This window comes from Pseudomonas sp. P1.31, assembly GCF_001269815.1.
In the GTDB taxonomy this organism is placed as follows: domain Bacteria; phylum Pseudomonadota; class Gammaproteobacteria; order Pseudomonadales; family Pseudomonadaceae; genus Aquipseudomonas; species Aquipseudomonas rustica.
This window is the reverse complement of the sequence record NZ_LHVN01000026.1, coordinates 41,091-62,714: the sequence shown is the minus strand read 5'-3', so window position 1 is coordinate 62,714 and position 21,624 is coordinate 41,091. Positions and strand designations below refer to the sequence as shown.

Annotated in this window: 20 protein-coding genes; 12 read left to right on the top strand and 8 right to left on the bottom strand. The window is 60.8% G+C overall.

The window, feature by feature from the left end; translation table 11 throughout:
• The first annotated feature begins 29 nt into the window (after positions 1 to 29).
• On the top strand, positions 30 to 953 hold the full coding sequence (locus AD669_RS16830; RefSeq protein ID WP_053121763.1) for a 1-aminocyclopropane-1-carboxylate deaminase/D-cysteine desulfhydrase: 924 nt from the start codon (positions 30 to 32) through the stop codon (positions 951 to 953).
• Positions 954 to 1,121: 168 nt separating this feature from the next.
• Here the strand turns inward: AD669_RS16830 and AD669_RS16825 are convergent, their stop codons facing one another.
• The 3 genes from AD669_RS16825 to AD669_RS16815 all read right to left on the bottom strand — a co-directional run bounded on the left by AD669_RS16825 (position 1,122) and on the right by AD669_RS16815 (position 3,941).
• Entirely contained in the window at positions 1,122 to 1,670 is a 549-nt protein-coding gene (locus AD669_RS16825; protein ID WP_053121761.1) for a cytochrome b, read from the bottom strand.
• Between the two features lie 188 nt (positions 1,671 to 1,858).
• Complete coding sequence (gene phnX, locus AD669_RS16820) at positions 1,859 to 2,686, bottom strand: phosphonoacetaldehyde hydrolase (protein WP_053121759.1); 828 nt, start codon at positions 2,684 to 2,686, stop codon at positions 1,859 to 1,861.
• Positions 2,687 to 2,831: 145 nt separating this feature from the next.
• Positions 2,832 to 3,941, bottom strand: a complete 1,110-nt coding sequence (locus AD669_RS16815) for a 2-aminoethylphosphonate--pyruvate transaminase (protein ID WP_053121757.1) — start codon at positions 3,939 to 3,941, stop codon at positions 2,832 to 2,834.
• Between the two features lie 112 nt (positions 3,942 to 4,053).
• Between AD669_RS16815 and AD669_RS16810 the strand changes: the two genes are divergently transcribed.
• Positions 4,054 to 4,914 carry a LysR substrate-binding domain-containing protein gene (locus AD669_RS16810; RefSeq protein ID WP_053121755.1) on the top strand — a complete coding sequence of 287 codons (861 nt, stop codon included), beginning with the start codon at positions 4,054 to 4,056 and terminating at the stop codon, positions 4,912 to 4,914.
• Position 4,915: 1 nt separating this feature from the next.
• On the opposite strand, the gene AD669_RS16805 is transcribed toward AD669_RS16810, so the two are convergent.
• Entirely contained in the window at positions 4,916 to 5,644 is a 729-nt protein-coding gene (locus AD669_RS16805; RefSeq protein WP_082341458.1) for a CatB-related O-acetyltransferase, read from the bottom strand.
• Between the two features lie 122 nt (positions 5,645 to 5,766).
• A complete protein-coding gene (locus tag AD669_RS16800) occupies positions 5,767 to 6,639 on the bottom strand; it encodes a LysR family transcriptional regulator (protein ID WP_053121752.1) in 873 nt (290 codons plus the stop codon).
• Positions 6,640 to 6,924: 285 nt separating this feature from the next.
• Here AD669_RS16800 and AD669_RS16795 point away from each other — a divergent pair, with 285 nt between their 5' ends.
• Complete coding sequence (locus AD669_RS16795) at positions 6,925 to 8,250, top strand: MFS transporter (protein WP_053121750.1); 1,326 nt, start codon at positions 6,925 to 6,927, stop codon at positions 8,248 to 8,250.
• A gap of 73 nt (positions 8,251 to 8,323) precedes the next feature.
• Positions 8,324 to 9,715 (top strand): FAD-dependent oxidoreductase, encoded by a 1,392-nt coding sequence (locus AD669_RS16790; protein ID WP_053121748.1) that lies wholly within the window; start codon positions 8,324 to 8,326, stop codon positions 9,713 to 9,715.
• Positions 9,716 to 9,833: 118 nt separating this feature from the next.
• Here the strand turns inward: AD669_RS16790 and AD669_RS16785 are convergent, their stop codons facing one another.
• Positions 9,834 to 11,219 carry a type VI secretion system Vgr family protein gene (locus tag AD669_RS16785; RefSeq protein ID WP_053121747.1) on the bottom strand — a complete coding sequence of 462 codons (1,386 nt, stop codon included), beginning with the start codon at positions 11,217 to 11,219 and terminating at the stop codon, positions 9,834 to 9,836.
• A gap of 221 nt (positions 11,220 to 11,440) precedes the next feature.
• Between AD669_RS16785 and AD669_RS16780 the strand changes: the two genes are divergently transcribed.
• Positions 11,441 to 12,145, top strand: a complete 705-nt coding sequence (locus tag AD669_RS16780) for a YebC/PmpR family DNA-binding transcriptional regulator (protein ID WP_053121745.1) — start codon at positions 11,441 to 11,443, stop codon at positions 12,143 to 12,145.
• An 86-nt stretch (positions 12,146 to 12,231) separates the two neighbouring features.
• Here AD669_RS16780 and AD669_RS16775 read toward each other — a convergent pair whose 3' ends face one another.
• Positions 12,232 to 13,545: a leucine-rich repeat-containing protein kinase family protein gene (locus AD669_RS16775; RefSeq protein ID WP_053121743.1), complete on the bottom strand. Its 1,314-nt coding sequence runs from the start codon at positions 13,543 to 13,545 to the stop codon at positions 12,232 to 12,234.
• A 176-nt stretch (positions 13,546 to 13,721) separates the two neighbouring features.
• Positions 13,722 to 14,852, bottom strand: coding sequence for a cell division protein ZapE (gene zapE, locus AD669_RS16770; RefSeq protein WP_053121741.1), 1,131 nt, complete (start codon positions 14,850 to 14,852; stop codon positions 13,722 to 13,724).
• Positions 14,853 to 15,121: 269 nt separating this feature from the next.
• Between zapE and AD669_RS16765 the strand changes: the two genes are divergently transcribed.
• The 7 genes from AD669_RS16765 (at position 15,122) to AD669_RS16735 (ending at position 21,563) form a co-directional block, all read left to right on the top strand.
• Positions 15,122 to 15,625: a spore coat U domain-containing protein gene (locus tag AD669_RS16765; protein WP_053121739.1), complete on the top strand. Its 504-nt coding sequence runs from the start codon at positions 15,122 to 15,124 to the stop codon at positions 15,623 to 15,625.
• A gap of 78 nt (positions 15,626 to 15,703) precedes the next feature.
• On the top strand, positions 15,704 to 16,237 hold the full coding sequence (locus AD669_RS16760; RefSeq protein WP_053121737.1) for a spore coat U domain-containing protein: 534 nt from the start codon (positions 15,704 to 15,706) through the stop codon (positions 16,235 to 16,237).
• A gap of 20 nt (positions 16,238 to 16,257) precedes the next feature.
• Positions 16,258 to 16,794 carry a spore coat protein U domain-containing protein gene (locus AD669_RS16755; protein WP_053121735.1) on the top strand — a complete coding sequence of 179 codons (537 nt, stop codon included), beginning with the start codon at positions 16,258 to 16,260 and terminating at the stop codon, positions 16,792 to 16,794.
• A gap of 4 nt (positions 16,795 to 16,798) precedes the next feature.
• Entirely contained in the window at positions 16,799 to 17,299 is a 501-nt protein-coding gene (locus tag AD669_RS16750) for a spore coat U domain-containing protein (protein WP_053121733.1), read from the top strand.
• A 34-nt stretch (positions 17,300 to 17,333) separates the two neighbouring features.
• Positions 17,334 to 18,110 (top strand): molecular chaperone, encoded by a 777-nt coding sequence (locus tag AD669_RS16745; protein WP_053121731.1) that lies wholly within the window; start codon positions 17,334 to 17,336, stop codon positions 18,108 to 18,110.
• A 127-nt stretch (positions 18,111 to 18,237) separates the two neighbouring features.
• Positions 18,238 to 20,595 (top strand): fimbria/pilus outer membrane usher protein, encoded by a 2,358-nt coding sequence (locus tag AD669_RS16740; RefSeq protein WP_053121729.1) that lies wholly within the window; start codon positions 18,238 to 18,240, stop codon positions 20,593 to 20,595.
• Positions 20,592 to 21,563 carry a spore coat U domain-containing protein gene (locus AD669_RS16735; RefSeq protein ID WP_053121727.1) on the top strand — a complete coding sequence of 324 codons (972 nt, stop codon included), beginning with the start codon at positions 20,592 to 20,594 and terminating at the stop codon, positions 21,561 to 21,563. Before AD669_RS16740 ends, AD669_RS16735 begins: the two co-directional genes overlap by 4 nt.
• Positions 21,564 to 21,624: the final 61 nt, after the last annotated feature.

Genomic DNA, 21,624 nt, shown 5'->3' with positions numbered 1-21,624 from the left:
CTGGCTCTGTCCAGATTGAATAGCCGCCAATGCTTTTGCCTCCCTCCGATTGGCTACCCCAAGCCCCCCTCGAACCTCTTCATCTGGACTGGCTGACCGCCGCCGGCATCGAAGTGGCGATCCTGCGTCTCGACCAGATCGACCCGCTGATCAGCGGTAACAAGTGGTTCAAACTCAGCGAACACCTCAAAGCCGCCGACTGTGCGGGCGCCGAAGGCATCATCAGCCTTGGCGGTGCGCACTCCAATCATTTGCATGCGTTGGCAGCAGCGGGGAAACGGCTGGGGTTCAAAACCGTGGGGCTGTTGCGCGGGCATGCGCAGGAAACGCCGACGGTGAAGGATCTGCAAGCGTTCGGCATGCACCTGCATTGGTTGGGGTTTGCCGGTTACCGGGCACGGCATGAGCCGGGGTTCTGGTTACCGTGGCGGGCGCAGTATCCAGAGTTGCACGCGGTGCCGGAGGGTGGCGGGGGACTATCGGGTGCGCTCGGTTGCGTGACGCTTAAGGAGCAGGTCGACGCGCAATTGCATTCATTGGGCTGGAGTGATTACCACGGCTGGTGGCTGGCGTGCGGCACCGGGACGACGTTGGCGGGATTGGTGCTTGCCGAGGCGGGGGCGCATACGGTTTATGGTGCGTTGGCGGTGCCGGAAGATCACGGTGTGGCGCCGCAGGTTGAGTCGATTCTGCGAGAAGCGGGGCGGGTGGATGCGGGGTATGAATTGATTGATGCCAGCCGAGGTGGTTTTGCCAAGGTTGATCCGGGGTTGTTGGCGTTTATTGAACAGACCGAACAGGCTAGCGGTGTGCCCTTGGAACCGCTGTATACCGGCAAAGCGCTGCTGGCCCTCAAGGAACAGATAGACGCGGGCAGATTTGCCAGTGGCACACGACTGGTCTTCGTCCACACCGGCGGCCTACAAGGCAGACGCGGTTTCCAGCCCCGATAGGTGAGATTTTTGTGGCGAGGGGATTTATCCCCGATGGGCTGCGAAGCAGCCCCCAATCCAGCCACCATAGTTCAGCCTGACTCACCGCATGCTGAGGTTTTGGGGCCGCTTCGCAGCCCATCGGGGATAAATCCCCTCGCCACAATGAACTGCATAACCGCAGGTACTTCACCCGCGCTTCGGCATCATCCGCAGCAACGTGTTATCCCTCACCACATAATGGTGATAGATCCCCGCCAGCGCATGCAGGCCGATCAGCCAGTAACCGATCGTGGCGATCAGCACGTGCCAGCCCTCCACCTGTTTGGCGAAGGCTTTGTCCTCACCCACCAGCAGCGGCAGATCAAAACCATAGAACATCACCTGATGCCCCTCGGCGCTGGTGATCAGCCAGCCCAGAATCGGCATGCTAATCATGAACAGGTACAACGCCCAGTGCATCAGCCGCGCCAGTACGGTTTGCCATTGTGGCGAGGCGGGGAAGATTTTCGGTGCCGGGCCGAGGCTGCGCGCGAGCAGGCGAAACCACACCAGCACGAACACGGTCAGGCCGAGCATGTAATGCACTTCGCGGATCAGCGTGCGGCCGCCGCTGCCTTTGGGGAAGAAGCCGCGCAATTCCATGCTGGCATACACCAGCACCAACAACACCAGCATCAGCCAGTGCAGCAGAACCGACACGGTGCTGTAGCGAGATTCGGAACTTGTCCACGGCATACGGTGTTTCCTCACAGATCAGGGTCAAAACTGCCGTTCTAGCGCGACGGCATGCTTTAACTGTAATCCGCTTTGGCGGATTTGCCTGAGGCTGATCGGACTTTCAATGCTCTGAATCACGGGTTTCATGAAAAAAAACGCCAGCGTCGGGCAGACGCTGGCGTTTTTGTTTACTGCGGGCCGGGCAATCAGCTCGATTGCGGCATCTCACCTTTGGCCAGACGCTTGTTGATGTCGGCAATCACTTCCGGCAAATCAGTGATGGTGTCGATCATGTAGTGCGGACGCGAGCTTTCGAACAGCGCGTGGATGCGCTTGCGTTCGCTGGCCAGTTCATCGCTGCCCAAGGCGCGGAAACCTTCGTAATCCAGGCCCAGCGCGTTGCCCGAGCAGATCAGCGCGACCGTCCACATCCCGGCGCGACGGCCTTCGAGGATGCCCGGCACGGTGTCGTCGATCTTCACGCAGGCGCCGACGTCGTCGATGCCCAAGGCAATCACGTTGGCCAGTGCCTGAGCCGGCCATGGGCGACCGTTCGGCACTTCGTCGGTGGCGACCACGTGATCAGCGACATAACCGTTGGTGGCGGCCAGTTCGACGACTTTGTCCATGACCTGCTTCGGGTAGCCGGAGCAGGAACCGATCTTGATCCCTTGCTGACGCAGGTTGGCGATGGTTTCCAGCGCGCCGGGAATCAGCGCCGAGTGCTCGGCGATCTTCTCGATCTGCAGCGGCATGAAGCGGTTGTAGATCGCGGTGACATCGTCATCGGTCGGCGTGCGGCCGAAGACTTTACGATAACGCTCGGCGACCTGCGGCTGATCGCAGAGGGTGCGGATGTGATCCCACTTGCCCATGCCCATCGGGCCACGGGCTTCTTCGATGGAGACTTGCACGTCGAATTCGGCGAAGGCTTCGACGAAAATCTGCGTCGGCGCGAACGAACCGAAATCGACCACGGTACCGGCCCAGTCGAGGATCGCGGCTTGCAGCTTGCTTGGATTGACGTAGTTCATGGCAATTAAATTCCTGATTTGGCAATGCAATTCAAACTGTGGGAGCGGGCTTGCTCGCGAAGGCGTCGGATCAGTCGATATCAATGTTGAATGTTCGACCGCTTTCGCGAGCAAGCCCGCTCCCACAAGGGATTTGTGGTGTGGGTTAGATGTCGAGGACTTCCATCTCACGCAGCACTTCACCAACAGCCGCCACGGCCTGGCGCATTTCGTCGGGGCTGACATGACCGATGCAGCCGACACGGAAGGTCTCAACCTGAGTGAGCTTGCCCGGGTAAAGGATGTAACCCTTGGCCTTGACCCGTTCGTAGAAGTCCTTGAACTGATAACGCGGATCGCTCGGCGCATGGAACGTGGCAATAATCGGCGCCTGAATCGCTGCCGGCAGAAAGCTGCGCAAGCCAAGCTTGCCCATCTCTTCCATCAACGCCTGGCAGTTGGCGGCGTAACGGGCGTGCCGTGCCGGCAACCCACCTTCTTCGTTGTATTGCAGCAAGGCTTCATGCAGCGCCGCGACCACGTGGGTCGGCGGGGTGAAGCGCCATTGACCGGTTTTCTGCATGTAAGCGTGTTGATCAAACAGATCCATCGCCAGCGAGTGCGAATTGCCAGCCGCAGCGGCCAGCGCCTCTTTGCGGGCGAAGACGAAACCCATCCCCGGCACGCCTTCCAGACACTTGCCGGACGCGGCGATCAGTGCGTCGAACGGCACTTTCTGTGCGTCCACCGGCAGGGCGCCGAAGGAGCTCATGGCGTCGATGATCAGGCGTTTGCCGTGCTGTTCGACGACGTGGGCGATCTCTGGCAGCGGATTGAGAATCCCGGTGCTGGTTTCGCAATGAATCAGCGCGACGTGAGTGATATCACTGTCGGCGCGCAGCAAGCGGTCGACGTCAGCGGCGGTGGTCGGTTCGTCTTCAGCGGTTTCGAAGGTGCTGAACGAGCGGCCGAGCACTTCGCAGATTTTTGCCAGACGTTTGCCGTATGCGCCGTTGATCAGCACCAGCACTTTGCCGTCGCGCGGCACCAGAGTGCCGATGGCCGCTTCGACGGCGAAGGTGCCGCTGCCCTGTAACGGCACGCAATGGTGAGTGGCGGCACCGTTGAGGATCGCCAGCAATTGTTCGCAGAGGCTGGCAGTCAGTTGGTTGAAGCGGTCATCCCATGACCCCCAGTCGACCATCATCGCCTGGCGGGTGCGGGCCGAAGTGGTCGACGGGCCGGGAGTGAGCAGGATGGGTTCGGCAATACTCATTCGTGTGTCCTCGGATAGCGCTGTGGGATGAAGCTACGGGGCATACGTTGCAATTCGGCGTTGCATCAATCAAATTGTTTGTTGTTATGCCAGCCATCAGTGAGAGTTATCCATGAACCTGTTCCAACTGCGCGCCTTCGACGCCGTGGCCCGCGAAGGCAGCTTCACCCGCGCCGCTGCGCGATTGTTCATCAGCCAGCCGGCGGTCACCGGGCACATCAAGGCGCTGGAGGAGCACTACCAGATCACCCTGTTGCGGCGCACCGCGCGACGGGTGGAGTTGACGGAGGAGGGCACCAAACTGGCGGCGATCACCCGCGCGATGTTTGGCCTCGCGGAAGAGGCGCAGACCATGCTCGAAGCCAATCGGCAATTGCTCACCGGGCGCCTCGAAGTGGCGGCGGACGGTCCGCACATGGTCATGCCGATGTTGGCGAGCCTGCGCGCGCGTTATCCGGGGATCACGGTGAATCTGCGTTTGGGCAATGCCCAGGAAACCCTCGCGGCACTGTTATCCGAGCACGCGGACGTCGCGGTGCTGACCGAAGTCGAACCGCGCAAAGGCCTGCACCTGCAAGCGCTGAGCGAGTCGCGCATCTGTGCGCTGGTGCCCGCCGCGCATCCGTGGGCAACCCGCCAAGGCGAGGTGAAACTCAAGGAGCTGGATCAAGTGATCATGGTGCTGCGCGAACCGAGTTCGATCACCCGGCGAACGTTTGACGAGGCCTGTGCGCAGGCCGCAATCCATCCGCGTGTGCTGCTGGAGCTGGACAGCCGCGAGGCGGTGACGGAAGCGGTGGCCGCCGAGTTGGGCGTCGGCGTGGTGTCATCGGTGGAGGTCAGCCATGACCCGCGCGTGGTGGCGATTCCGATTGTCGGCGACGGCTTGGTCAACCGGCACATGATTGGCTGCATGGAGCGGCGGCGGGAATTGCGCTTGATTCAGGCTTTTTTCGGTTTGGCACCGGCTTGAATCAGGCAATCGCCAACTGCGCTTGCGCCGGCAGGATCGCTGTAGTTTTGCGCGTGACCTCGATTCTCGGGTAATCGGCCTGCTTCAACTGCATACCTTCGAGCAGATCCAGCGCGGCAGCCGGGTCGTTCAACGGCAGCGTCTGCAACAGCTTCACATCGAGATTCCACCACTGACTCTTGAGCAGCCTTTCGATGGTCTGTGGGTCATGCCGATACTTGATGATTTTTGCCGGCGTACCGGCAACGATCGCGTAGGGCGGCACATCCTGAGTCACCAGCGCACGCGTCGCGATAATCGCGCCAGTGCCGATCTGCACCCCTTCAAGAATCATCGCGCTGTGCCCGATCCACACGTCGTGGCCGATGGTGACGTCGGCCACCACCGGGTCGAAGGTCAGGGCGGTGTCGGTGTACTGGAAGGGATGGGAACTGAGCCAGTCTGTCGGGTGAGAACTCTTTTGCTGGCCGATAAAGCAGCGGGTGCTGATCGAGCAGAACCGCCCAATCGAGGACACGGCGGACAGCACGCAATCGCTGCGAATGTAGGTGTGCGCACCGATGGTCAGGTGTTTCGACTCGATGGCCACATAGCCGATGGACACGTGCTCCTCGAGCGTCAGCCTGGATCGCTTGTGCAACGAGGAAATGCCACCGGCGACTTTGCAATCGTGCTGGCGAATCCATTTCTTCCAGAAATGATCTCGAACGGAATTGATTAGTTTTTTCACGATGCGTTCTTCGACTCCGTGATCGCAACTCTGCGAAAGGTGTTGGGAAATAATTTGTCACAGGAGCTCAGGCGCCAGTGTAGCCGACGATCTCGATCCGACTGAATACGAAAATTCCGACGTTACGCCAGACTCTCGCGCACCATCTCCAGAAACGTCGCCACCACGCGCCGCGAACTCTGTTCGCGCAGGCACACCAACGTTTCCGTGAGGCGTCGCGTGCAGTCGATGATCGGCAACGCGCACACCCGCGAATCCGCCCCAAATTCTGCCGCCGACACCACCCCGACACCAATCCCCACCACCACGGCCTCACGCGCCGCTTCCCGGCCTTCGACCTGAATCGCCGGACGTATGCGAAACCCGGCCCGGGCCATTTCTTCTTCCAGGGTTTGCCGGGTTACCGAACCGTGTTCGCGCAACACCAACGGCGTGTCATCGAGATCCGCCAGGCAGATCGACTCGCGCTCGGCCCACGGGTGATTACGCGACACAAACGCGACCATCGGATCGTTACGCAACGGAACACAGAGCAAGCGTTCATCGCTGACATCACGCCCGAGCAGGGCCAGATCGGCCTGATAGTTGAACAGGCGAAACAGCGATTCGTCGGTGTTGCCGGTCTCGATCTTCACGCTGATCCCCGGATAGCGCTCGCAGAACCGCGCGATCTGCGGCAGCACGTGCACCGGTGCATCCACCGCCAGAATCAGGCTACCGGTCTGCAAGGCCTGGGATTCCTGGAGTAATTCCTGCGCTTCGGCTTCGATCACGAACAGCCGCTGGGTGATCGCCAGCAAGCGTTCGCCCAGATCGGTCAGGCGCACGGAACGTTTATTGCGGTGAAAAAGCAAAACGCCAAAGCGTTCTTCCAGTTTGCGCACCTGGTCGGAAATCGCCGGTTGCGTGAGGTAGAGCCGCTCGGCGGCTTTGGTGAAGCTGCCATGCACCGCGACGGCGTGGAAGGCTTTGAGTTGGGCGTGGGAGACTGCCATGGCGACTCCTGGTGCGAGATCAGTTCAGTAACAAGCTGAGCTTATGAGTGAAATACGATAAATCGATTTTATTTATTAAACAGTAATTGCTTTGATCGGCTCACGCCATCGCTGACTGCTCGGTTGAGCAGCGGCGTTGGCCATGAGCCTGTGCGTGCAACAGCAGGCCTCATCTGACCGGTATCGCCAGAGGGAAGGGTGATATCGCAGTGCTCAACAATAAAAACACAGGCGTTTTGCTTAACGATTCTGCCGGCACACTCACACCCTGAGGTCAGAACCACAATGAACAAGCACATCGGCACCATCGCACGTTGGCGCGTGCAGATTTTCGCGATTACCTGGCTTGCGTACGCCGCTTTCTACTTCACCCGCAAAGCCTTTTCGGTGGCCAAACTGGGCATCGCCGAAGACCCGACCTTCATGCTCGACAAAATGGCCATGGCCAACCTCGACGCCATCTATCTGGCGGCGTATGCCGTGGGCCAATTCACCTGGGGCATGCTCGCCGACCGCTTTGGCCCACGGGTCGTGGTGCTCGGCGGCTTGCTGATTTCCGCCGCAGCCGCGTTGGTGATGGGCAGTTACGCCACACTTCCGATTTTCGCCACTTGCATGCTGATACAAGGCCTGGCGCAGTCCACCGGATGGTCGGGGTTGTGTAAAAACCTTGGCAGTTTCTTTCCCGCGAAAGAACGCGGGCGGGTGCTCGGCTTGTGGAGTTCCTGCTACGCGTTTGGTGGACTGGTGGCCTCGCCGTTCGCCGGTTGGTGGGCGTATACGCTGATTGGCAGTTGGCACGCGGCGTTTATTTCCAGCGCGGTGGTGGTGGCGGTGGTCGCGGTACTGTTCTTTATCTTCCAGCGCAATAAACCGGAAGACGTCGGCCTGCCGGAAGTCGATCCGGAGCCGGTACTGACCGCTGAGGAAACCGCAGCCAACAGCAAACTCAGCGTGTGGGAGCCGCTCAAGGAAATCCTGCGCAACCGCACGGTGTTGGTGCTCGGTCTGGCGTATTTCATGTTGAAACCGGCGCGTTACGCGATTCTGTTATGGGGCCCGGTGATCGTGTTTGAACAGATGCCGAGTGTCGGCAAGGTCGGCGCGGCGATTATTCCGACCTCGTTCGAACTGGCCGGATTGCTTGGGCCGATCCTCATCGGTCTGGCCTCGGACAAACTGTTCGGCGCGCGGCGCATGCCGGCCTGCGTCATCAGTTTGCTCGCGCTGACCGTGACGCTGGCGCTGTTTATGGCCGCGCTGCAAACCGGCAGTGTGTTGCTGGTGGTCGCGCTGCTGTTTGTCATGGGCCTGACCCTGTATGGCCCGGACTCGATGATCAGCGGTGCAGCCGCCATCGATTTCGGTAAAGCCAAGGCGGGCGCCACGGCGGCCGGTTTCGTTAACGGTTGCGGCTCGGTCGGTGCGGTGCTCGGCGGTTTGCTGCCGGGTTACTTCGACTCGGTGACGGTGTTTATCGTCTTCGCCGGTTGCGCATTGTTTTCGGCACTGGTGCTGATCCCGCACTGGAACAGCCGCCCGGTCGGCGTCATGGAACCGCGCGCCTCGATCCCCAATTGCCCGCTGACCATCAAACCTCTGCGTACCTGAAAACCCGCTGCCGTGTGGCCTGCTGCGACGTTCGCGGCAGGCTGCGCCGTGGCCCACTGACTGGAGAAATCCCATGAGACCGTTTTGGCTGGAGCAGGCCTTGCAGGCTGATACGTCCGAGACTTGCCCGCCGCTGCAAGGCGAAGTGCGCACCGACGTGTGCATCGTCGGCGGCGGTTACACCGGGTTGTGGACGGCGATCATGCTCAAGCAACAGAACCCTGAACTCGATGTGCGGCTGATCGAAGCCGACATCTGCGGCGCTGGCGCCAGTGGCCGTAACGGCGGTTGTGCGCTGTCATGGTCGGCGAAATATTTCACCCTGGAACGCCTGTTTGGCGTCGAGGAGGCGGTGCGTCTGGTCAAGGAATCCGAGCGAAGCATTCATGCGATCGGCGAGTTTTGCGAGCAGTACGGCGTCGATGCCGATTACCGCCTCGACGGCACGCTATACACCGCGACCAACCGCGCGCAAATCGGCTCGACCGATGCGGTGATCGCGGCGCTGGAGCGTAACGGCATCAACTCGTTCACCCAGCGGCCGGTCGCGGATGTGCAGCGCATGGCCGGTTCCAGCAAACATCTGGAAGGCTGGTTTTCGCCAGCGGCGGCCAGTGTGCAACCGGGCAAACTGGTGCGCGGATTGCGCCGCGTGGCGTTGCAACTGGGCGTGACGATCCATGAAAACACAGCAATGACCGGGCTGGAGGAAGGGCGCCCGGCGCGCATTCAGACGCCCAACGGCAACATCATCGCCGACCGCGTGGTGCTGGCGATGAACGCATGGATGGCCCGGGCCTTTCCGCAGTTCGAACGCAGCGTGGCGATTGTTTCCAGCGACATGCTGATCACCGAACCGCGCCCGGATCTGTTGCAGGAGATCGGTTTGACCAGCGGTGTCACCGTGCTCGATTCGCGGATTTTCGTGCACTACTACCACAACACCCCGGACGGCCGGATCATGCTTGGCAAGGGCGGCAACACCTTTGCCTTTGGCGGGCGGATGCTGCCGGTGTTCGATCAGCCGTCGCCGTATGCCGGGTTGCTCAAGCGCAGTCTGGATGACTTCTTCCCGGCGTTCAGCGATGTGAAAGTCGATGCGACGTGGAACGGGCCGTCGGATCGCTCGGTGACCGGTTTGCCGTTTTTTGGGCAGATGAGCAGCAGCGGTAATGTGTTTTACGGGTTTGGCTATTCCGGCAGCGGGGTTGGGCCTTGTCATATGGGCGGGCAGATTCTGGCGTCGCTGGTGCAGGGGCTGGATAACGCCTGGACGCGCTCGCCGATTGTGAACGGGCCGCTGGGGTATTTCCCGCCGGAGCCGATTCGTTATCTGGGCTCGTTGATGGTGCGCAACGCCATCCGCCGCAAGGAACGCGCCGAAGATCACGGCCACCGGCCACGGCATCTGGACGTGCGCCTGGCGAAATTCGCCGCTGCCGCCGGCAAAGCCGACAAAGCCTGAAGGGTTGAAAACAACCCCTGTAGGAGCTGCCGAAGGCTGCGATCTTTTGATCTTGTTTCTTACAATCAACAGCAAAAGATCGCAGCCATCGGCAGCTCCTACAGGTCTCGATTTGTGGTCAGGAGCGGTTGATCAGCCAGTCGAGTAAGAGGCTGCTGTCGCGTGCTGGCGGTGCTTCAACCGGCGCGGATTCGCGCTGCGCTCCCAAACACAAAATCGGTCGATCCGGATCGCTGTCGAGAAAACTCACCCACACCTCACTGCCCGCACGGGGCAACTCATGCGCGGCAATGCGGCCATTGGCGTTGGTCAACGCAATCGGCAGCCAAATCCCCTCAGAATCAGGCGATGTTGGCCTCGGCCACAAACTCACCTTGATTCGCCCCTTGTCATCCAGTTTCGATGGTTGCCCCTTCGTGCCGAGCACTCGTGCCAAGTGAATCCCCGGAATGCTCGGCCGTGATTGTTTCAGCGCCGGGCGAAAATCCGTCGACCATGGCAAAGCCGTGAAATCACAGTGATAGCGATACACACTCGGCGCTGGATCAAGGATGCAAGGTTGCTGACCCTGATGGCGCACTGAGGTGATCAACCATTGCTCATTGAAGGTGTTGACCGGGTGTTCGGTCACTTGCAGCAGGTCGGCGCTGTGCAATCCGGGGCTGTCGCAGCGACCGTGAATCGAGCGGTACTGGCAGCGCTGGCGCTCCAGATGGCGGCGGCTGCGCTGTTCGGCATGACGTTGTTCAATGGACAACATCTGCGGTGCGAGGACAGGCACGGTTTGATTGGCCGAGTCCTCGCCCGACGCCTGTTGGCCACGATTGCGCACCCTGTGCAGCGCTCGAATTGGCGCGGCGTCATGTTGCTGAAACAGCGCGCTGACCCGTGGCGACGGCGTGTCATCGTCGAGACTGAAGGGCAGCAGCGTAGGTTCCTGCGGCAGGCTTAGGCTGTCATCGGCAAACACCACTACATGCCCGTCAGGCCGATGCTGGAAGTGATAATGGATGCCTTCCTCTTCACACAGACGTTGCAGCAGCGCCAGGTCGCTTTCCTCGTATTGAATGCAAAAGTCCCGCACGGGGTAGTGGCCGACGGTCATTTCGATGCGAAAGCTGTTCTTTGGCAGCCCATGCTCGGTGAGCAATTGTGCAAGGATCGCCGGCACACTCAACTGCACAAACACCCGGCGTTTAAGCGATTGCGCCAGACGTTGCAGATAAGGCACCAGCACTAATCGATAACCGATCCGGTGCGTGCCGCGATGTTCGCAACGGACACTGTGGATCAGGCCATGCACACCGTGCTGCTCGCTCAGGCGTAAATACACCGGTTGCTCCAGCAAGCTGTCGGGCAGGACGGCGGGCGCCAGGCCAATGACATCGACCTCGAAGCGAAAGGGCTGATTGAGCGCTTCATCACCGCTGAAACGCACCACCGGCAGGCACAATCCGCCATCGATCAGGGTCAGGGTGAAGGGACTTTCCATGTCATTGAGCATTCGTACAGGTTCTGTCGGTCAATACGGACGGCAGAGGGTACGAAACCGCAGCGCGGAATAGTCACCGCAAGGCAGCTTTTCAGAATCGCCCTACACGTTGTGGTGAAGATGTCGATTCGCCAATCAATATTTTTGGTCGATTGCCGACTTTAGGCCGTATAAACTTGGCGCCACGCGTCGGCCAATAGATGTCTCGGCGCCACAGATCAAGAGAGTGAGTAATGGGCGCACAGTGGAAGGTTAAACACAAAGAAGCGGCAGCCAACGCCAGGGGCAAAATCTTCGGCAAACTGGTGAAAGAAATCACCATTGCTGCGCGTAACGGTGCCGATACCACCACCAACGCACACTTGCGTCTGGTGGTTGAACAGGCCAAGAAAGCCTCGATGCCGAAAGAAACCCTCGATCGCGCGATCAAGAAAGGCGCCGGTCTGCTCGGTGAAGCGGTGCAATACCATCGCGTGACCTACGAAGGTTTCGCCCCGCACCAGGTGCCGCTGATCGTCGAGTGCGTGACCGACAACGTCAACCGCACCGTCGCCGAAATCCGCGTCGCGTTCCGCAAGGGCCAACTGGGCGCTTCCGGTTCGGTCGCGTGGGATTTCAATCACGTTGGCATGATCGAAGCGTCGCCGGACACCCCGGACGCCGATCCGGAAATGGCCGCGATCGAAGCCGGTGCTCAGGATTTCGAGCCGGGCGAAGACGGCGCGACACTGTTCCTGACCGACCCGACTGACCTTGATGCCGTGCAGAAAGCCCTGCCGGAGCAAGGCTTCACCGTGTTGTCGGCCAAGCTTGGCTACCAGCCGAAAAACCCGGTGACCGGGTTGAGCGATGAGCAGATGGCTGAAGTTGAGGCGTTCCTTGAAGGCCTCGACAACCATGATGACGTGCAGGATATGTTTGTGGGTCTGGCTGGCTAAAGATCAAAAGATCGCAGCCTGCGGCAGCTCCTACAGGGGATCGCGTTCTCTGTAGGAGCTGCCGCAGGCTGCGATCTTTTTAGCTGTCAGAGGTTTTCCAATACCTCAATCACTTCACCGAACCCCGGCCGCGCCAGCACATCCGCCTGACAGCAACGCCGCTCCAGCTCCTCCAGTTGCAAACGCCGCTCTTCACTCAACCCCGAATCGATACGCGCCAGCAATTCCCCCAACAAAACCCCGAACGCCCGCACTTCAATGCGTTGCAGCGCCTGCGTCTGCGCGTTATCCGTCGTGGCATGGAACGACGCCCCGCCAAAATCCCCCAACAAGCAATCGCCTCGGTCGTTCAACATAATGTTGTGGCCGTAGAGGTCGCCGTGGGTGATGCCTTGCTTATGCAGGTGCTCCGCCGCCGAGGCAACGCCCTTGGCAATGCGCAGCGCAACGTCAGCCGTGAAGCGCAGGTCATCGGCGTAAACATCCCGCGAACACGACGCCAGACTTGGCAACCCGGCGAGATTGAGAAAGCTCGGATCGATCAACTGCATGACCAAGCCTTGCTGACCGTCGGGGTGGCCGTCGATTCTCCCTTCAACGCGGATCAGATTCGGGTGCAGGCCGGCGGTGATGCACGCGTTCATCTCGTGCAGCGGTGAGCCGTCGCTGGTCATCTCACCTTTGTACAACTTCACCGCGACCGGCTCTTCGCTGTGATCGGCACGTTGCCAGATCGCCCGATGAATCACCCCGGAGGCACCTTCGCCTAGCTTCTGCTCCAGACGCAACGCTGACCAGTCGATCAGTGGCGTGGCTTCGAGGGCGGCAGCATCGGCTTCGGTTTCCAGCGGATTACCGGCGTAGGCCAGCCACGTCAGGCTCGGCAAGTTCAGCAGCCATTGCGGCAATTCGCTGAATTGGTTGACGGAGATGCGCAGCAGCTCGAGTCGGTGGCATTGGCTCAGCGACGGCGGCAGCGCTTGCAGACGATTGCCAGACAGCATGAGCTTCTGCAGATAGGGGCGCTCGCCCAGTTCGCTCGGCAGGGTTTCGATGCAGTTATCGGTCAGGATCAGCCAGCGCAACAGCGGCGGCAGCGCGACACCGGGAACGTTGACGATGCGGTTGGCCTTGAAACCGATCATCGTCAACGCCGCGCATTGGCCGAGGCAGGCGGGCAGTTCGGTGAACGGGTTTTCCGAGCAGAACAGCACGCGCAGGCGGGTCAGACGGTGCAGATCGTCCGGCAGACTGCTCAGGTTATTGCCGCTGAGATTGAGGATTTCGAGGGTGTCGGCCAGCTCGAAAATCTCGCGCGGAAACTCGGTCAGCCCGCACGACAGATCCAGCCGCGTGATGCCCGACAACTCGCCGGCGCGCAATTGAGCAAGGGTATGCATGTAGGTGTTCACTTTAGAAAGAGGACAAGCGCAAGGCGCCGAAATGACCGCCATGATAACGGCAGAAGCTAATGCAGGTGTAGGAGCTGCCGCAGGCTGCGATCTTTTGATTTGGCAAACCGAGGGTCAAAAGATCGCAGCCTCGTTTCACTCGACAGCTCCTACAGAGGCTGGCGTCAGGCTAGTTGAGGGATAACCTGAAGCTGCCCCAACCGGCTACGCGTACGCCCCAGATCAATCGCATCGCCGCCCAGGCTTTCGCACAGCGACAAGCGGCCAATCAACGTCAGGTGTTTATCCTGGTCGTAAAGCACGTCGATCAAATTAATGAAGCGCTGTTGCGCCGCAATCGAGCAGTCGCCCAGCAGTGGCAAATCATCAATCACCCAGTGGTCGAAGCGCCGACACAACTCCAGATAATCCATCACCGCCGTCGGCTGCTCGCACAGGTCATCAAAGGTAAAAGCCACGCTTCTGTCGTCACACCGTCGCGCCCGAAAATGCCGGGTACCGACGGCCAGCGACAATGGCGGGGCATCTTGTGCCGGCAGGTTCAGGGCCATGCGCTGATCGGCCGTACCCGGCCAGACATAATGCCCATGGGTAAATACTTGATGCTCATGATTGCGCGCCAGACTGCGGTAATCATGCGGGCCGCCAACTTCCATGACCTGCATGCGCGTATTGATCAACTCGATCACCGGTTTGAAACGCGCGTGATAGAGCGGGTTGGGCAGCAAACCTTCAGGCGGATAGTTAGAGGTCACCAACAGCAGAATTCCACGCTGGAACAGCGCTTTGAACAGCCGGGTGATGAGCATCGCGTCGCCAATGTCATGCACGTGAAACTCGTCGAAACACAACACCCGACAATCTTGCAGCAGCTCATCAAGGGTGGTGGCGAGGGCATCGTCCTGCTCGCGATGGCTGAACATGCCTTGATGCAATTGCGCGAAGAACTGATGGAAGTGCAGCCGTCGCTTCTGCGTAATCGGCAGCGCCTGAAAGAAACCGTCGAGCAGCCAGCTCTTGCCACGCCCGACCGCGCCGTGCAGGTACAGGCTCGGCGGGGTTTGTGCGGTGGCGCCGAACAGCAGACTGGCCTGTTGCGCCATGCAATCGATGACGCGCTGCTGACTGTGGCTGAGGGTGTAACCCTGCTGGTGCGCCTTGTTGCGGAAATAATCGCGGATCGACTGTGCGCTCGCCTCGTGCCCGGCGCTGGCGCCAATGCCCTTGCCGAACAAGCGGCGCAGCACCGGCCAGCGTTGGCTCAGGTGTGATCGTTTCGGCGGTCGGGCGGGCACTCTGCGGTCACTCCGTATCGGTCATGCCGCCTCCCCGGAGTGCGGCGCGACATTGTAACCAGGCGACGTCAACGGCTTCTACCTCGGGCTGTCGAGGCCGTTCGGTGACAGAACATTTTCCGCGTGTTGCCAACCTTTCGAAACATAACCGGGCCGATCCATGGATCCAATTGACTGGCGCAATCGCCGTGCGTTGCTAACCTGAAACACAGTCACGACAGCGCAAGCCAGTGCTGACAAGGAATGGCGCAGTGAAACAACGAGTGGTCATGGGCCTGCTGGGTGTGCTTGCTGCACCTGCATACGCGGCGGATCTACAGGTCGAAGTGCGAGTCGACGTGCAGCGCGGCTGCCAGTTGATCGGCCAGCAGCGCGAGGCCGGGATTGAGCAGCTTGGCGTGCTCGACTTTGGTAGCTCCGCGCGCCTCGACGACCCTGACGGGCCATTGAGTGCGGCGCTGACCAATCAACGCTTGCCACGGCTGGAATGCAACCCGGACACGCCTTATCAGATGCGCGTTGACGGCGGTTTGCACGGCGGCGTTGGCGAGGTGCGGTACATGGCCGGGACGGAGGGCAGCAAGCCGATTCCTTACCGCTTGTTTCAGGATGCGGCGCGGCGAGTGCCGCTGGTGGTGGACGTAGCGGTCAGTGGGCGAGTGCCGGACACCGGCACGGTGGAGTTGCCGCTGTATGCGCGGATCGAGCGGCTGGCGCAAGTGCCGAAAGTCAGCCGCTATTCGGATGTAGTGAAAGTCACGGTCACCTGGTGATCGCAACGGACAGCAACAACGCAGTGCTCAATGATGAGCGCAATGGATGCAGTCGCTGAAGGAGTAGGGACGGGCGCAATGGCAGGCAAATACTGGATGGTCATGGCAGCAGGTACGCTGGCGCTGCTCGCGGACGATGCGCAAGCAGCGGTCAGCGGGCAGATCCACGCGCGGCTGATCCTGATCGCCGGCTGCGAAGTCACCAACACCTCCAATCCCGCCAGCCCGGTCAGCGATCTCGGCACGCTGGATTTCGGTCAGCAGGGGCCGACCTGGAACGCGCCGATCAAAGCAGCCCTCGACGGCGACACCAGCGGCAAACTCAACGTCGCCTGCAACCCTTCGGTCACCGGTTTTACCGTCACCATCGACGGCGGCACCCATGGCGACGGCAACACCCGGCGCCTGAGCAACGGTCGCCAGACCCTCCCTTATCAGCTGTTTCTCGACCCCTCGGGCGCGCAGAGCTACAGCATCGGCCAACAACACAATTTCGCTGTCACCAGCGCTGCGCAAATACCCATTCCGGTATTTGGCTCGGTGGTGGCGAATACCCGCGCGGTTCCGGCAGGGGTCTACACCGACACCCTGACGGTGACGCTCGACTGGTAACCCCGTAGAGGACGGACACCATGCGTACGTTTGCATCAAGGATAGGTTTGCCGCTGCTCGGTCTGGCGCTGGTTTCCAGCGCCAATGCAGCCACCACGGTCACTGGCCAGATCACCTCCAGCCTGATCCTGATCAGCAGCTGTCAGGTCAACGGCGCCGGTGGCTCCACCGGTCTGAACTTCGGTGCCTTGAACTTCGGCACCGCCAACAGCCTGTTCACCACGGCCACCGGGCAAGTGCTGGGCGGTGGCGGCGGGGCGCTGTCGATTCTGTGCTCCAGCGGCACCACGCCGACGGTAAAAGTGCGCGCCGGTGCCCATGACGGCATGTCGCCGGGCGGCACCCGTGCGTTGTACGACGGCGTGGCGAATTACGTGCCCTACGACTTTTACACCGATGCCGGGCATTCGCAGCTGTTGGCGATCGACGGGACGATCAATCTCGCCGCGAGTACCGGTGTCGCGCAGACCGTGAATATCTATGGTCAGGCCGTGGGCAAGGCCGGTTTGCCGGCCGGCACCTACACCGACACCGTCGCTGTTGAACTGACGTTCTGATGCCATGTTTCGCCATGGCGGCATCGCGTTGCTCCTGCTCTGTGCGGGCAGTGCACCGCTGCCGCTGACGGCGGCGACCAGTCAGAGCTTTCAGGTCAACGCCACGGTCACGGCAGGGTGCCTGGTGGTGGGCGGGGTGTCGAACTATGGCGGGTTGAATTTCGGTTCACGGTCGGCGCTGGCCACCGGCACGGTGCAGGTCGCACTGACTGGCGGCGTGCAGTTGCAATGCACGCCGGGGGTGACGTTGAACATGAGCGTCGATGGCGGCCAGTACAACAGCAGTGGCCGGCACATGCAGGTCAATAGCGGCAGCGCGCGAGTGGCGTACACGCTGTTCCGCGATGCGGCGTACAGCCAGAGTCTGGGCATCGGCCAGAGCGTGGCGGTGGCGTACAGCGATGCAAACAACATCCGCCTGCCGATTTACGGTCAGGTGCAATTGCCGGGCAATCAGCCTGGGGGGACGTACAGCGATGTGTTGCAGGTGCAACTGTCGTGGTGAGGCGAGGTTTGATGTGCCGAGAAGGAGCAGGTTTATGGGGGCAGTTACGTTCATGCGGCGCGCGGTGTTGGCGCTGTTCACGCTCGGGACAGGTTATGCGCACGCCGCCAGTTCGGTGTTGATCTGGCCGATCGATCCGGTGCTGGAGGCTGATCAACAGGCCAGCGCGTTGTGGCTGGAAAATCGCGGCACTGAAACCGCCAACCTGCAGATCCGCGTGTTCGGCTGGAGCCAGAACGGGTACGAGGAGCAATACCAGAACCAGCGCGATGTGATCGGCAGCCCGCCGGTGGCGAAGATCGAGCCGGGTCAGAAACAACTGGTGCGTCTGACCCGCACCAAGGACGTGCCGCCCGGGCAGGAACTGGCCTACCGAATCATCATCGACGAAATCCCGTCCGCACAACCGCCCAGTGCTGAAGGTGGCAAAACAGCGGCGGCGATTCGTTTTCAGATGCGCTATTCGGTACCGCTGTTCGCTTACGGCGCCGGTCTGTGGAGCAAAGAAGACAGCACCCGCCAGCGCGATCCCAAGGGGATTGGTTTGCCACAATTGACCTGGCGCACGGTGGCGGTGGACGGCCGGCCGTATGTCGAAGTGCGCAATCAGGGCGCGGTGCATGCGCGGCTGACAGATGTTGCGATCAAACAGGGTGGGCAGAACAAACCGCTGGCGGAAGGCTTGCTCGGCTACGTGCTACCAGGCGCGGTGATGCGCTGGCCGGCACCGGGAGGGCTGGCGGGGGATTCGGCGTTGCAGGTGCGGGTGAATGGCGGGGCGCAGGTGCAGAGCATTACCCCGGCGAAATGAATGGGCTGATTCGGTGTCATGGCAAAGGGATTCACCAGTGCCACAGGGTTCACTGACCACAGTGAAAGTGGTCATGGCCACCCGCAGTATCAGGAGGATTCAGTCCATTGACGGACGTAAAGCGCGTATGAGCCGAGGATGGGCTCGCCGTATTCAGCGTCCGTTGTGGCATCTCACCGGCGCGTGCTGCCTGGTGTTCGTTCAACCGTCCGGGGCCGGCGAACTGCCGCCACCGCCCAGCGGCATGGAGGCCGTCAGCGATGCACAGTTGTTTCTCGAACTGGTGGTCAACCAGATGAATACCGGGCAAGTGGTGGCGGTGCAGCAGCGCGGCGGGCGCCTGTTTTTACCCGCCACGGCGCTGCGTGAAACCGGTATGAAACTGCCTGAAAACATCAGCACTGAAGTCGACCTCGACAGCCTGCCCGGTCTGCACAGCGAGTACGACAGCGTCGGTCAACGCTTGCTGCTCAACGTGCCGCCGGAATGGCTGCCAGAACAGTTCATCGGTAATCGCCAGGCCTATCCGCGCACTCCGGCGCTGAGCAGTTTCGGCGCGTTGTTCAACTATGACCTCTACCTCAACGACACCGACGATGCCGGCACCTATTTAGCGGCGTGGAACGAAGTGCGCCTGTTCGACAGTTGGGGCACGTTGTCCAACACCGGGCAATATCGACGCACATTGTCCGGTGATTCAGTCAGCACGCTGGACAACGGTTACCTGCGTTACGACACCACCTGGCGTTATTCCGATGACGAGCGGATGCTCACTTACGAAGCCGGCGACGTGATCAGCGGCGCCTTGCCTTGGAGCAGTTCGGTGCGTCTCGGTGGCGTGCAGTTCTCGCGTGATTTCGCTGTGCGCCCGGATCTGGTCACCTATCCGTTGCCGCAATTTGCTGGCGAAGCGGCGGTGCCGTCCTCGGTCGATCTGTTTATCAACGGCTACAAATCCAGCAGTGCCGAACTGCAACCGGGGCCGTACACGCTGACCAACATTCCGTTCATCAACGGCGCGGGCGAAGCCGTGGTGGTGACCACGGATGCGTTGGGTCGACAGGTGTCGACCACGGTGCCGTTCTATGTCACCAGCAGCTTGTTGCAAAAAGGCTTGAGCGATTTTTCCGTGGCCGCCGGTTCCCTGCGTCGCGATTACGCTTTGAAGGATTTCAACTACGGCCCGGGCGTAACCTCCGGCAGCCTGCGCTACGGCGTCAGCGACAGCTTTACCCTGGAAAGTCACGCTGAAGCCTCCGATTCGCTGACCCTCGGTGGCCTCGGCGGCAATCTGCGGCTGGGCAATTTCGGTGTGCTCAACAGCGCCATGAGCCAGAGCCGTTTCGACGGCGAGGGCGGTCAGCAATTAAGCCTCGGCTATCAGTACAGCAATCAGCGTTTCAGCTTTTCTTATCAGCGCCTGCAACGCCACGATCAATACGCCGATCTGACCGTGGTCGACACGCCCTACATCAGTCTCAGTCGGCGCAGTGAACAGGCGACCCTCAGCGTTAACCTCGACCGCTGGGGCAGCCTCGGCGCTGGCTATTTCGATGTGCGCGCGGCGGACGATTCACGCACGCAATTGCTCAATCTGAGCTGGAGCAAACCGCTGTGGCGCAACAGCAGTTTCTACCTGTCAGCCAACCGCGAGATCGGCGACAGCAACTGGGCGGTGCAGGCGCAAGTGGTGATTCCGTTCGATTTACGCGGCAGCCTGGCGATCAGCACCGAGCGCAGCAAAACCGGGCAGAGCCAGCAGCGGGTCAACTACAGCCGGGCGGTGCCGACCGAGGGCGGCGTAGGTTTCAATTTGGGTTACGCCAAGGGCGATGGCCCGGACTATCGACAGGCCGACGTGACTTGGCGTCTACAATCGGTGCAGTTGCAGGCCGGGGTTTACGGTTCGTCCGACGCCGAAACCCGTTGGGCCGATGCCAGTGGTTCGTTGGTGTGGATGGACAAGCAGGTGTTCGCCGCCAACCGCATCGACGATGCTTTTGTCGTGGTCAGCACTGAAGGCTTTTCCAACATTCCGGTGCGCTACGAAAATCAGCAAGTCGGCGAGACGGACAAGAACGGCCATTTGCTGGTGCCGTGGAGCAGCGCCTATTACCGCGGCAAATACGAGATCGATCCGCTCAACCTGCCGCCAAATGTGCGCAGCCCCAACGTCGAACAGCGCATTGCCGTGCGGCGTGGCAGTGGTTATCTGCTGGAGTTTCCGCTGACGCGGGTGATTGCCGCGAGCATCGTGCTGGTCGACGCGCAGAAACGCGAACTGCCGTTGGGCGCGGGTGTGCTGCACGAGCAGAGTGGTGCGCGGACGGTGGTGGGCTGGGACGGTCTGGTCTATCTGGAAAATCTCGAAGCGCAGAATTCGCTGGAAGTGACGCTGGCCGATGGCAGCACCTGTCGAGTGCAATTCCCGGTCGATATGCAGCAGAACCAGGTGCCGCTGATCGGCCCGCTGGTGTGCCAATGACTGTTGCACGGATGTTTTTGTGGCTCGCGCTGATGCTGCCGGGGGCGGCGCAGGCGTTGTGCTCGGTGGTGGGGACGACCCCAGCGTCGTTCGGTTCGATCAGTTCGATCGCCGTGCGCACCACCTCTCAACCCAGTTCGACATTGAATGGCGGGTTGAGCTGCACCGGATCGCTGCTGTCCTTGCTGACCAGCAACGACCATTTCTGGGGTACCGTGTCTTCGACCCAAAGCGGTTTGGTCGGGCCGACCGGCGACGTCATCAGTTACACGATTTACGCCAACAACAGCACCAGCTACCCGCTGACCCGTGGCACCGCTTATGACTTCGCCCGCAACGGCATCATTGATGCCTTGGGCCTGCTCAACGGCACGACGCCGAAAACCGTGCCGCTGTATTTGGGCACAACCATTGGCAGCAACGTCGCCGCCGGGGTCTACACCGAGACGCTGAGCATTTTCTGGAACTGGAATTACTGTTCGGGGATCGGCATTGGGGCGATCTGCATCGGCCGCGATATCAACAACGCTACGACTACTTTGACGGTGAACCTGACCGTGTCCAATGACTGCACGATCACCGCGCCGAACATCGCTTTCGGCAGCGCGCCAGTGATCAGTGCATTCACGCCGGTGAGCGGGCAGACCATCAATCTGGCGTGCACCAAGGGCAGCGCTTACACCGTGGGCTTGAGCGACGGGCAGAATGCAGTGAGCGTGGGCGGGCGGCGGCGGATGATTTCCGGCAGCAATTATCTGGCCTACGACATCTTCAAAAGCGCCGGCACAACGCGCTGGGGCAGTGTCGGCACGGCACGTCGGTCGAGCACCGATGCCGAGGTCAACCCCGGCAACGGACTGGGCACAGGCAGCCAGATCTTCAACTACAACGCAAAAATCTACACCGACCAGACCACGCCGCCGGCAGGCACGTATCTGGATAACGTAGTGCTCGACGTCGGTTTCTGAAGCAGCGTACCTCTGTAGGAGCTGTCGAGTGAAACGAGGCTGCGATCTTTTGCCCCTGACT

Coding starts and splice junctions, on each gene's coding strand:
- AD669_RS16830 (WP_053121763.1), top strand. CDS start 30: ATGCTTTTGCCTCCCTCCGATTGGCTACCCCAAGCCCCCCTCGAACCT.
- AD669_RS16825 (WP_053121761.1), bottom strand. CDS start 1,670: ATGCCGTGGACAAGTTCCGAATCTCGCTACAGCACCGTGTCGGTTCTG.
- phnX (WP_053121759.1), bottom strand. CDS start 2,686: ATGAACTACGTCAATCCAAGCAAGCTGCAAGCCGCGATCCTCGACTGG.
- AD669_RS16815 (WP_053121757.1), bottom strand. CDS start 3,941: ATGAGTATTGCCGAACCCATCCTGCTCACTCCCGGCCCGTCGACCACT.
- AD669_RS16810 (WP_053121755.1), top strand. CDS start 4,054: ATGAACCTGTTCCAACTGCGCGCCTTCGACGCCGTGGCCCGCGAAGGC.
- AD669_RS16800 (WP_053121752.1), bottom strand. CDS start 6,639: ATGGCAGTCTCCCACGCCCAACTCAAAGCCTTCCACGCCGTCGCGGTG.
- AD669_RS16795 (WP_053121750.1), top strand. CDS start 6,925: ATGAACAAGCACATCGGCACCATCGCACGTTGGCGCGTGCAGATTTTC.
- AD669_RS16790 (WP_053121748.1), top strand. CDS start 8,324: ATGAGACCGTTTTGGCTGGAGCAGGCCTTGCAGGCTGATACGTCCGAG.
- AD669_RS16785 (WP_053121747.1), bottom strand. CDS start 11,219: ATGCTCAATGACATGGAAAGTCCCTTCACCCTGACCCTGATCGATGGC.
- AD669_RS16780 (WP_053121745.1), top strand. CDS start 11,441: ATGGGCGCACAGTGGAAGGTTAAACACAAAGAAGCGGCAGCCAACGCC.
- AD669_RS16775 (WP_053121743.1), bottom strand. CDS start 13,545: ATGCATACCCTTGCTCAATTGCGCGCCGGCGAGTTGTCGGGCATCACG.
- AD669_RS16765 (WP_053121739.1), top strand. CDS start 15,122: ATGGGCCTGCTGGGTGTGCTTGCTGCACCTGCATACGCGGCGGATCTA.
- AD669_RS16760 (WP_053121737.1), top strand. CDS start 15,704: ATGGCAGGCAAATACTGGATGGTCATGGCAGCAGGTACGCTGGCGCTG.
- AD669_RS16755 (WP_053121735.1), top strand. CDS start 16,258: ATGCGTACGTTTGCATCAAGGATAGGTTTGCCGCTGCTCGGTCTGGCG.
- AD669_RS16750 (WP_053121733.1), top strand. CDS start 16,799: ATGTTTCGCCATGGCGGCATCGCGTTGCTCCTGCTCTGTGCGGGCAGT.
- AD669_RS16745 (WP_053121731.1), top strand. CDS start 17,334: ATGGGGGCAGTTACGTTCATGCGGCGCGCGGTGTTGGCGCTGTTCACG.
- AD669_RS16740 (WP_053121729.1), top strand. CDS start 18,238: ATGAGCCGAGGATGGGCTCGCCGTATTCAGCGTCCGTTGTGGCATCTC.
- AD669_RS16735 (WP_053121727.1), top strand. CDS start 20,592: ATGACTGTTGCACGGATGTTTTTGTGGCTCGCGCTGATGCTGCCGGGG.